Genomic DNA, 9,868 nt, shown 5'->3' on the forward strand with positions numbered 1-9,868 from the left:
CACCTTGACTTCCTCTATCGGCGGGTTCGAAGCTGAGCGCCACCCACAGTGAGCACGCATGAGTGAGGACGCCATGAGTGAGATCACCCGCAGAGGGTTCGGCCGCATGGCCGGGCTGGCAGTACTGGCCGCAGGATTCACCGCCGGGACGGGAGGCGTGGGCACGGCCGTCGCCGCCACCGCCCAGGAACCGTTCGAGTTGCGCCACCTCAGTACGTTCGACCAGCGGCGCTACTTCACGTACCCCACGCACAACGGATTCGTGGATGCCGACCGCATCGTGCTCGGGCAGCGGGAGACCGGGGCCACGAGTCTGTGGGAGGTGAACCTGCGGTCCGGCCAAGAGCGGTTCCTGGCGCGGTTCGCCACCCCGGCGGGCGACCGGAATCCGTTCGTCTGGTGGAACATCCACTCCGGACGCCTCGTCACCTGCGCCGAGAACGCGGTCTGGCTGATCGATCTGGCCGCCCCCTCGCCCGTGAAGCTGTACTCACCGCCGGCGGGCCGCGATCTCAGTGTCGTGGTCAATCTCCATCCGGCGGGCGACCGGGTGCTGTGCAGCCACTACCCGGCACCGATCACCGCCGGTCCCACCACGGCGGTGGAGATCGAGCTCACGGGCGGCCGGGTGCGAGAGGTCTACTCCGGGAGCGTGCTCGCCACCCACTTCCAGTACAGCGCCCACGATCCCGAATGGATCGGCTATTCGCTCGGTGGCAACATCCTCGCCTGGGCGCTGCATCCGGTGCACGCGCCGCAGGGCAAGATGATCTGGGACCAGGCCGCCTCGGGCGTGCCGGTCGGGACCCACAACGTATGGAATTCCCGTGCCGACACCGGCTGCCTCGCCGTGGCCATCGGCGGCAGCGCCGCGGGGCTGTGGATGGTCCACCCGGACGACCGGCCGGACCGGCTGCTGGCGCCGGGTCCCTCCAGCGCGAACGGCGCATACAACCACTGCGCCATCTCCGCCGACGGCCGCTGGGCGGTCACCGACACCAACGGTCGCAACGGTTCGGCATTCGGGCAGGTGGGCGCGGTGGCCCTGGTGGACCTGACCGGTGTGCACCCGCCGCGCACGCTCGGCCTGGTGGGCTGGGGGTCCGCCCATCCCGGCCACCCCCATCCGGCCTTCTCGCCCGACGGCCGCCTCGTCGCCTACACCGACACGGAGGCCGCCACCGACCGTACCCGCGTGACGCTCTGCGATTCGGGCGGCAGTTGGACGCCGCGCCCGCTGGACTGGGTGGCGGAGGCGGAGGAGCTCGCGTTCTCCACGTCGGGCGGACGAGCCGAGGTCTTCGCCGACCCGCAGTGCGGCGCGGGCCACGGCGTGTTGTTCACACCGGCCGCATCCGGTTCCGCACTGACCTTCACATTCCAGTCGTCCGAAGCCGGGCTGCGGACCCTGCGGCTGCGGGTGAAGCGGCACGACTCCCGGGGCATCTACCGGCTGTCGGTGAACGGCGCCACGGTCGGAGCACCGCTCGACCTCTACAGCCCGGTGATGACCTACGCCGAGCCGGAGTTCGGCCAGGTGTCCGTACGGGCGGGAACCAACACGCTCCGGCTGACCCACGTCGGGCAGCACACCGACAGCACCAAGACCCCCGGGACTTGTGCCATCGACCGCATCGGCCTGCGGCGCGCCGGCTAGCGGTCCTCGCAGGGGGCGCCGGGCCGCTCAGCCTTTTCCGGGGGCGCGGGCGGCAATGGCGTCCAGCATCAGGTCGAGTGCGAAATCGAAGTTGGCGTCGTCGTCCACCGAGGCCAAGCAGGGGGCCGCCGCGGCGATATGGGGGTGGGTCGCGGCGGGTACGGCGGCGTACTCGCCGTACCAGGCCGACTCGTCGCCGCGGCGGGTGTGCGCGTCGAGCGTGCAGTGGGTGGCGTCCATGCACGACCGGGCCAGCAGGAAGTCCACCAGCGCCCGGAGGTGGCGCACCGCCTGCTCGGGCGGGAATCCCGCGTCGGACAGCGCGGCGAGGGTCAGCTCGATCACCCGCATCTCGGCCGGTCGCCGCGTGATGCGTACCGTGGCGAGCACAGCGGCGCGCGGGTGCGAGAGATAGACCTTGTGCATGCGGATGAAGAGTCCGCGCAGGGTCTGTCGCCAGTCGTCCGAGGGCCCGAACCCTTCGAGGCCCTCCCCCAGCAGGTGGTCGGCCACCGCCAGCAGCAGATCGTCCTTGCTGCGGAAGTGCCGGTAGAGCGCCGCCGGGTCGGCGCCCAGCTGGGCGCCGACCCGGCGGAACGTCAGTGCGTCGGCGCCTTCGGCGTCCATCAGCGCGAGGCACGCCTCGACGATCAGCCGAGGGCTGAGCGACGGCCGCGGGCGGCCGGAGTCGGCCCGCTTCCCCGTACGTGGCTCCACTGCGCACTCCTTCGCTCCGGTCAGCCCCATTGTGCCGTCGGCCTAGGGCCTTTCGTTTGGATCATGCCGGGCTCGCGTGCCCCGGTGCCGCACCTCGCCGCGTTGTCGTCGGTCGCCGACGCTCCGCGTCGACTCCCTCCTCCGCCTTGCGATGCACGACACCGGACCCCGCTCCCTGATCCGGCCTGATCCAAACGAAAGACCCTAGCCTGCGCCACACCTTCACCGCACCCGGGTCGACCTCGTTGCCAACCGCGTTGTCATCACTGTTGACTCTGCCGTCGCCCCTCCTGGAGCGAGGCGTCCCCGGACGGCCTCGCCCCTCGTTCCGTCACAGACCTGCGTCGCGGTGGGTGGTGCGGCCGTCGACCACGGTGAGCACGACGGGAAGGCCGGCCAGGTCGGTGGCGGGCGTGGCGAGCGGGTTCTCCGCGAACACGGTGAGGTCCGCGCGGTGGCCGATGGCCAGGCGCCCCGACACGTGTTCCGCACCTGCCGCAAAGGCCGGATTGAGGGTCATGCCCTGGAGCGCTTCGAGGGCGGTGAGGGCCTGGCCGGGGTTGTGCGGGGGCTGGGTGAGGTCGCGGCTGGGGCGGCGGTGGCGGGCACCGGCCATCACGGTGAGCGGCGGGTAGGGGGCGACGGGCCAGTCGGAGCCGAGCACGACGGTGGCTCCCGAGTCCCACAGGTCGCGGCAGCGCCAGGCGTGCGCGGCACGCTCCTCGCCGAGCCGCCGGGACCAGTTGTCGGTGTGGTCGGCGCGGGTGAAGTCACAGCAGTGGGTCGGCTGCATCGACGCGATGACACCGAGCTCCGCGAACCGGCGCAGGGTGTCGTCGGGGACCGTCTCGATGTGCTCGATCCGGTGCCGTACGCCGCGGTACTCCGCGCTCGTCGCCGACTCCACCGCGTCCAGGACGTGGCGCACGGCGGCGTCCCCGATGGCGTGGGTGGCGGTGGGGACACCGGCCCGGTGGAGTTCACCGATGATCCTGGTGAAGGCCGCGGGGTCGGGCCAGAAGGCGTGCGTGGACTCGCCGTGGCAGTCGGGCCGCTCCAGCCAGGCGGTGCCGTTGTCGACGGTGCCGTCCATGAACAGCTTGACGCCGGCCACCTCCCACAGCCGGCCGCCCGTGCCCTGCCGGGCGATGAGGTCGGCCACGGCCCGGCCGTCGGCTCCGGGCTGGAGCCAGGGTGCGACGCGCAGGCGCAGCGGCAGGTCACCCGCCTCGTCGAGCTCGGCGTACAGCGACAGGCTCTCCCCGTTGGCGTCCATGGCGTGCCCGCCGGTGAGCCCGGAGGCGGCCACGTCGCGCAGCGCCGAGGCGAGGCGGGTGCGGCGCTCGGCGGGGGCGACCGGCGGTGCGGCCCGCTCGACCAGTTCGCAGGCGGCGTCCTCCAGCAGCAGACCGGTGGGGCGGCCCGATTCGTCGCACACGATCTCGGCGTACTGCTCGAACCGGCGGGGCCCGTCGACGCCGGCGAGCTCCAGCGCACGGGGGCTGGCGATCATGGAGTGGGCGTCGAAGAGCAGCAGAACGGCCGGGATGCCGTCCAGGACCGGTCCGATGGTGGCGGACGCGACGGGCCGGTCGCCGAAGACGTTCGGGTCCAGGCCCCAGCCGTGCAGCCACGCTCCGGGGGCCAGCGATCCGGCCTCCCGCGCCAGGGCCCGGCGTACCTCGTCGAGGGTGGCGCATCCGGACAGGTCCAGGCCGTGGGCAAGCTCGGCACCCATGAGGGGGTGGATGTGGCCGTCGACGAGGCCGGGGGTCACGACTGCGCCCTTGAGATCGATCACCGTGGTCGCCGGTCCGGCGAGGGCGCGGATCCGCTGGTCGTCGTCGAGTGCGGAGATCCGTCCGCCGGAGACGGCCAGAGCGGTCTGCGGGAGCACTTCGCCGGTGACGACATCGAGGAGACGGGCGGAGAGAAGGACGAGGCCGGGTTGCACGGGCGGACTCCTTGAGGGCTGGTCAGTGGGTGGCGAGAAGAGCTGGGGTCCGGGGTGCCGGACGGGCCCGGTGGGCCGGATCGGCCGGATCGGCCGACAAGGTGCCGTCGGCCAGGCCGAGTTCACGTTCGGCCGTGGCCGCGGCCAGCCCGTTCACCGAACGGGGGCTGATGCCGGTCTCGGTGTTGGCATGGGCTGCGAGCCCATCCATGACGACGAGGATCTGAACGGCGCTCGCGCACGGGTCGGCGGTGCGGAAGTGGCCGCTGCCGACACCGTCACGGATCAGCTGCTCCAGCCGCTCGCGCCACCGGGTCTCCTGGCAGCCGACCCGGTCGCGCAGGACGGGGCGGTAGCGGCTCAGGTGCCGGGCGTTGATCCACAGGCGGCTGAGTGCGTCATGACCTTCTCCGGTCGCGAGGGCGAAGAAGCGCGCGAGTCGTTCGACGGGGGTGTCCCCGGCCCGTCCGGGCGGTACGAGGGTGTCCAGCTCGGCACCGACAGCCTGGCCGAACGCCTCCGCCACCAGTTCGTCCACCACGGGGAAATAGTGACCGACCAGTCCCGGACGCACGTCGAGGCGCTCGCCGATCCGGCGCAGGGTGATGCCCTCCAGCCCCTCGGCCAGGGCGACCGAGGCGGCCGCGTCGACCATTTCCGCACGTCGATCGGCCGGTGACTTCCGAATTCGTCGCCGATGAACTCCTGACGTCATGAATCCAATGTTATTGAGTGCGCGACCAATAGACAAATGCATGGATACGCCCACCGGGCGGAGGCGCGCATGACATCCACGGTCCCCGGCCTCGCGGCGGACACTCCGCTTCCCGGCCCGGCGGCCGACCGGACGGACGCGATAGGCTCGATCTGTAGGCAGGCGTTCCGACCACGGAGGCTGCCATGAAGGAGAACATCGAGTACCCGACTCCGTCGCAGGCCGAGGGCGAGAGGCTGGACGAGGACAGGGACCCGGCCGAGGAGCGGCACCCCGCCACCACGCGCACCCAGCCGTCCCAGGCGGAGGGCGAGCGCCGCGGGGAGGACGAGGAGACCTGACACGGGCGACGGTCTCCCGGAATCCGGCCGCACCGGCGTGCACCGGCGCGACTCGGATGCCGGTCAGCCGGCCGGGCGGCCGCCGGTCCGCCCTTCGGCGGGCAGGCGCGGCACGTGCCCCGCCAGGGCCAGATCGACCAGTTGCCGCACCGTGTCGTCATGCACGGAAGCGGGCCGGAAGGACCGCCGGTAGACGAAGAACCCGTTCCACAGGTCGAGAAGCGCGTCCGCGTCGATGTCCGCAGGGAGGTCACCGCGGGCGATCCCGCGCTGCATGACGACCCGGACCTGGTCCCGGCGCCGCAGCACGACATCGAGGAAGGACCGCAGGACGCCCGATTCATCGACTGCCGCCTCGGTCAGACACAACCGCGTGAAGGTGTCCCGGGCGCGGGTGAATTGGTCGATGTGGTCGAAGACGACGAGCAGTTCGGCGCGGGTGTCACCGAGGTCGGGAACGGCGCGTACGTCTGCGCGGGCGACGAGCACCTCGGCGGTCACCGCCGCCTTGTGAGGCCACCACCGGTAGAGGGTCTTCTTCGACACCTTCGCGCGTACCGCGATCTCGTCCATGGTCATGCCGAGATAGCCGATCTCGGCGAGCAGCTCGTCGGCCGCGCCGATGACCCGGTCCCGGACGTCCTCGCTGCGGGGCCGGCCGACCGGTCGCTGAGTGCTCTTAGCCATGACATCCCATTTCGGGGCATGCGGCGCCCCACGTCAATGGGAAACGGATGGTTTCCCCGACGCGCTGCCACCCCATGGCCATTTTCGGGAGAGGGGAGTAGACATGGGAGCCGATTAAGGAAACGAATCGTTTCCATTTTCGCGCGCCTACTTCAGTGGAGGGGATCCCCCATGCCCGCAGCCGACTCATCGCTCCGCGGCCGCGTCGCCGCCCGCCTCGACACGTACAGGGGCCGGCTTCTGGAGCTCAGCCACGCGCTGCAAGACGATCCGGAGATCTCGTTCGCGGAGGCCCGGGCCGCCGAACGGCTCGCGGTACTGCTGGAGGACGCCGGTTTCACCGTGAATCGCGCGGTGTGCGATCTGCCGACGGCGCTGACCGCCGAGTACGGCAGTGGTGACCTGACGATCGGGGTGTGCGCGGAGTACGACGCGCTGCCCGAGATCGGCCATGCCTGCGGGCACAACATCATCTGCGCCGCCGGTGCGGGCGCGGCGATCGCGCTGGCCCCGGTCGCCGACGAACTCGGCTGCCGGGTGAAGCTCCTCGGCACCCCGGCCGAGGAGGAGGGAGGCGGCAAGGTGCTGATGCTCGAACGCGGCGCCTTCGACGATGTGACAGTGGCGATGATGGTGCACCCCTTCCCCGTCGACATCACGGATCCGCGCGGCTCCAGCAACGCGGTCGGTCGCTTCGAGGTCACCTTCACCGGCCGGGCCTCACACGCCGCCGCGGCCCCCGAGGGCGGGCTCAACGCCGCCGACGCCGCGGTCGTCGCCCAGGTCGCGGTGGGCCAGCTCCGCCAGCAGCTGCGGGACGGGTACCGGGTGTCCGGGATCGTCCGTCTCGGCGGGGAGCGTACGAACATCATCCCCGAGCGGTCGGTGCTCGAGTACGAGGTGCGCACCCCCACCGGCGAGGAACTCACCGATCTGCGGGAACGGGTGCTGAACTGCTTCCGCGGTGCCGCACTGGCCACCGGAACGACCGTGGCCGTACGGCAGATACAGCCCGACTACCTCGATCTGCGCCATGACCCTGCGCTGATGACCTCCTACGCCCGCAATCTGCGCGCGACCGGGCGGGAGGTGCCCGAGCCCGGCCCGGTACCGCAGGGCACGGGCGGCTCCACGGACATGGGCAACGTCACCCACGCCCTGCCCGCCATCCACCCCGGCCTCGGGGTGCTGGGGGCCCGTGGCATGCCGCACACCCGGCAGTTCGCCGAAGAGACCGCGAGCCCGGCCGCGGACGACGCGGTGCTCGACGGGGCACTCGCGATGGCATGGACCGGCCTGGACCTCGCCTCCGATGCGGAGTGGCGGGCCCGCTGCGTGACCGCTCGGCACGGCTGACGCACGCGGGACCCGGGGCGGAATCCGGGTTGTGTGGCCATGCGATGCCGGCATCATGACCGGCCGACCCGAGCGATCCCGTCCTCCCGAGCGACCCGAGCAGTCAGGGATCTCCGTCATCCGCCGACCCGGTCGGGACTTGTCCGACCGGGACGGGCTGGCCGTACTGCTGACTGCCTACCCTCTGCAGACTCAGGCCGAGAAGGGCGAGGCCGTAGCCGATGCGGGTGGGCTGCCGGAACGCTACCGGGCGGAGATCCTGGACCCGGGCACCGCGTTCGCCACCGATGTCGTGCTGCTGGCGTTGCGCGGGGACGCCCCGGTGGGCTGCCTGGTGGTGACCGCCCCCGTCGACGGCCGGTCCGAGATCAAGCGGCTCTGGACGGACCCGGCACTGCGCGGCCTCGGCATCGCGTCCAGCCTGGTCGGCGCCGCGCTGGCGCATGCCGCGGAGAGCGGTCTGAGCACGGTGCGGCTGTCGGTGTGGAATTGGCGGACGGGCGCCATCGCCCTCTACGAACGGCTCGGCTTCACCGTCACCGATCCGTGGGACGAGCGGGACCGACTGGTGTACTTGCAGAGCACCGTGTCCCCCGCCGGCCGAGGACCGGAACAGGAATGAGACCAGCGGGCTGCCGTACCGCAAGGCGCTGCTCGTCAGTTCGTGGGCGGCCGAGCGGCGGTGGTCGATCCGCGGCAAGGAGACGTTCGCAGGCAGCGCGCTGATCGAAGGCGATACCGACGACCTGGTGCGGGTCGTCGTGGCCGCACGGGCCTGGCAGGACGGGTCGGCATTGAGCGAGATTCGGGATGCGGCCGGCGCATCGCCAGGTCGGTGAGCGAGTCGGCTACCAGGCAGGCGCCGATGTTCTCCTCGTGGCTGAGGATGATGATCTGCCCCGTGTGTCCGCGCGGTCCGGGTGTCAGATCGACCGCCAGCCGGTCACCGCCGCCGTTGTCCCCGAAGACGATCCGGCCGGGTGAGCCGACCAGTCCCCGCACCGCGGCATCGGGCGGGGTGACGACCGCTTCCATCGCCGCGAACTTCCAGAGGCAGTGGCGGGACGAAGCCTCCGCGATGTACAGGTCTCGCACAGCGCCACGACCTCGGCGTCCAGTCCTCGCCCGTGAGCCAGGCGTACGCGGGCGAACAGCGCGTGCCGTTCCGCGTACAGCCAGCGCGCCGCCCGCTCGGCGCGTACCGTGCGACCGAGCGGTCCTCGGTCCCCTCCGGATCTTCGAGGGGCACGTCCGGGGCGTCGGGAACAGGGTCGAAGAGCTTCCCGCCCGCTTCGTCACGCCGCAGGGCGCTCGCCCGCACGGTCCACCGCTGCCGTGGTGAGGACCGCGGAGGTGCCCATGACGGTGCCCGCCGGGCCGGCGTCCCCCGCTTCGGCGAGGACCGTGCGTTCACCGAGGAATGCGTACGTGGTCCGGTCGAAGATCCACTGCGTCTGCTCCCCGTGTGACGTGCGGGCGACGGCGACGCCCTCGCGTCCTGTGGCGTCGTCGGCCGCGTGGACCACGGTGACACCGGGGATCTTCGCGGCGGCCCGGTACAGCGCGGCGCCGACCTTCGGTGGGGCCCATGTCTCGGCCAGCAGTTCACCGATCGCGGTGAACGCGCGCTGGTCCGGGTCCTGGCCTTCTCCCCGGGTCTCGTCCCGGATCAGTTCCATCAGGGTGTCGGGGTCGGTGGGCAGTGATGCGACGTATGCGTGGGTCGGGTTGCTGATCGACGGCTCGGAGGCGTCGAGGGTGCTCGGCCGGGGTGTCGCCCCCGGGCCGTCCAGGGTTTCGACCGGGCCATCGGTGCCGAGCGGGGTGCCGGGCCCGCCCGCCTCGCGGAGCAGGCCGGGGCGGCTGCCGTCGGCGGACAGCCACACCTGGCGCCTGTGCACGGGAGGCATGGTCACGGGGCCTCCGCCTGCGCTCTGTGCCGCGTAGGCGACCTTGCTCTCGACGTACACGAACTGGTCGGCGCGGACCGCCGGCTGCTCCGACTCGGCGGCGGCGAGCGCGATGCGGTCCAGGAGCCGCGTCGCTTCGGGGGCGTCGGTGGCGCCACCACCCGGAACTGCGGTGGTGGCGGGGCCGGGGGATTCCGGGAGCCCCACCACCAACACGCCGCCGACCGCCAGGGCGCAGGCCACGGCCGGCACCGCGAGCCGGACGAGGCGGTGACGCGGGCGTGTGGCGCGGGCGGTGCGCCTGCCGGAGGGGTCGGCGGGGGCCGTGTCGGCCAGGAGTGTCCGCCTCAGCAGCAGTTCGCGGTCGGGGTCCAGGCCGGGGACCGGCGGCGGGGGCAGCAGGGTGGTCAGGCCGAGGCGTTCGTCCTCCTCGGACAGGTGGTCCGAGGGGTGCGGAGGGGTGGTGTTCATCCGTGGGTCTCCTGGCTGGACGGGCGGACCGCGGAAGCGCGGCCGGGGACGGGGGTGTCG

General features: G+C 72.0%; 9 protein-coding genes and 1 pseudogene. 4 read left to right on the forward strand and 6 right to left on the reverse strand.

The window, feature by feature from the left end; translation table 11 throughout:
* The first annotated feature begins 58 nt into the window (after positions 1 to 58).
* Positions 59 to 1,657 carry a carbohydrate-binding protein gene (locus tag EES42_RS24070; protein WP_124720342.1) on the forward strand — a complete coding sequence of 533 codons (1,599 nt, stop codon included), beginning with the start codon at positions 59 to 61 and terminating at the stop codon, positions 1,655 to 1,657.
* A gap of 27 nt (positions 1,658 to 1,684) precedes the next feature.
* Here EES42_RS24070 and EES42_RS24075 read toward each other — a convergent pair whose 3' ends face one another.
* From EES42_RS24075 to EES42_RS24090, 3 genes are all read right to left on the reverse strand, one after another.
* A complete protein-coding gene (locus EES42_RS24075) occupies positions 1,685 to 2,374 on the reverse strand; it encodes a TetR/AcrR family transcriptional regulator (protein WP_164495301.1) in 690 nt (229 codons plus the stop codon).
* Between the two features lie 331 nt (positions 2,375 to 2,705).
* Positions 2,706 to 4,328, reverse strand: coding sequence for an amidohydrolase (locus tag EES42_RS24085; protein WP_124720344.1), 1,623 nt, complete (start codon positions 4,326 to 4,328; stop codon positions 2,706 to 2,708).
* A 22-nt stretch (positions 4,329 to 4,350) separates the two neighbouring features.
* Positions 4,351 to 5,043, reverse strand: coding sequence for a TetR/AcrR family transcriptional regulator (locus EES42_RS24090; RefSeq protein WP_124720345.1), 693 nt, complete (start codon positions 5,041 to 5,043; stop codon positions 4,351 to 4,353).
* Between the two features lie 185 nt (positions 5,044 to 5,228).
* Here EES42_RS24090 and EES42_RS44845 point away from each other — a divergent pair, with 185 nt between their 5' ends.
* The gene (locus EES42_RS44845; RefSeq protein WP_164495302.1) at positions 5,229 to 5,384 is read left to right on the forward strand and encodes a hypothetical protein; all 156 of its coding nucleotides are present in this window, start codon (positions 5,229 to 5,231) and stop codon (positions 5,382 to 5,384) included.
* 63 nt (positions 5,385 to 5,447) lie between these two features.
* Here EES42_RS44845 and EES42_RS24095 read toward each other — a convergent pair whose 3' ends face one another.
* Positions 5,448 to 6,071 carry a TetR/AcrR family transcriptional regulator gene (locus EES42_RS24095; protein ID WP_124720346.1) on the reverse strand — a complete coding sequence of 208 codons (624 nt, stop codon included), beginning with the start codon at positions 6,069 to 6,071 and terminating at the stop codon, positions 5,448 to 5,450.
* A gap of 171 nt (positions 6,072 to 6,242) precedes the next feature.
* Here EES42_RS24095 and EES42_RS24100 point away from each other — a divergent pair, with 171 nt between their 5' ends.
* Positions 6,243 to 7,427: an amidohydrolase gene (locus EES42_RS24100; protein WP_124720347.1), complete on the forward strand. Its 1,185-nt coding sequence runs from the start codon at positions 6,243 to 6,245 to the stop codon at positions 7,425 to 7,427.
* Between the two features lie 55 nt (positions 7,428 to 7,482).
* Positions 7,483 to 8,049 (forward strand): GNAT family N-acetyltransferase, encoded by a 567-nt coding sequence (locus EES42_RS24105; protein ID WP_124720348.1) that lies wholly within the window; start codon positions 7,483 to 7,485, stop codon positions 8,047 to 8,049.
* Between the two features lie 206 nt (positions 8,050 to 8,255).
* Here the strand turns inward: EES42_RS24105 and EES42_RS46360 are convergent.
* Positions 8,256 to 8,513: pseudogene (locus EES42_RS46360) on the reverse strand (SMI1/KNR4 family protein); the annotation flags it as partial.
* Positions 8,514 to 8,722: 209 nt separating this feature from the next.
* Entirely contained in the window at positions 8,723 to 9,808 is a 1,086-nt protein-coding gene (locus tag EES42_RS24115) for a CU044_5270 family protein (RefSeq protein ID WP_124720349.1), read from the reverse strand.
* Positions 9,809 to 9,868 lie beyond the last annotated feature (60 nt).

This window comes from Streptomyces sp. ADI95-17 (assembly GCF_003846175.1).
In the GTDB taxonomy this organism is placed as follows: Bacteria; Actinomycetota; Actinomycetes; order Streptomycetales; family Streptomycetaceae; genus Streptomyces; species Streptomyces sanglieri.